Genomic DNA, 663 nt, shown 5'->3' on the forward strand with positions numbered 1-663 from the left:
TGTTGTTCTCGGGTGCGGCGGCGGTGTTCGGTGCTGCCGGGCAGGGCAACTATGCGGCGGCGAATGCGTTCTTGGAGGGGTTGGCGCAGCGTCGTCGGGCTGAGGGTCTGCCGGCGAGTGCGCTGGCATGGGGTCTGTGGGGCGAAGCCAGCGGCATGACCGGCGAGTTGGATGACGTCGATCTGCGTCGCATCGCCCGGGGTGGCGTGCTGCCGCTGTCGTCGGAGGAGGGGCTGGCCCTCTTCGACACGGCGGTGGGGGTGGATGAGGCGGTTCTGCTGCCGATGCGGCTGGACCTGGCGGCGCTGCGGGCTGAGGCCACCGCCACCGGGACGATCCCGGCACTGCTGCGCGGCCTGGTCCGGACGCCTGTACGCCGGGCTGCCGGCGACCCGGTGGCCTCCGCGGACGGTGGTTCGCTCGCCCAGCGCCTCCTCGCCCTGACGCACGTCGAACGCGAACGGCTCCTGGTCGACCTGGTATGTGAACGTGTCGCCGCGGTGCTCGGCTACAGCCGCGCCGATCTCGTCGAACCGGGCCGTGCGTTCAAGGAGTTGGGTTTTGATTCGTTGACGGCGGTGGAGCTGCGTAATGACTTGAGGTCGGTTACGGGGCTGCGGTTGCCGGCGACGTTGGTGTTCGATTATCCGACGCCGGGTGATC

General features: G+C 69.5%; 1 protein-coding gene. It reads left to right on the forward strand.

Annotated elements, in window-relative coordinates; genetic code table 11:
- A partial coding sequence (locus P2Q00_RS50640) for a beta-ketoacyl reductase (protein WP_338059428.1) occupies positions 1 to 663 on the forward strand: 663 nt, incomplete at both ends.

Origin of the sequence: Streptomyces coacervatus, from assembly GCF_029223485.1 — a bacterium.
In the GTDB taxonomy this organism is placed as follows: domain Bacteria; phylum Actinomycetota; class Actinomycetes; order Streptomycetales; family Streptomycetaceae; genus Streptomyces; species Streptomyces coacervatus.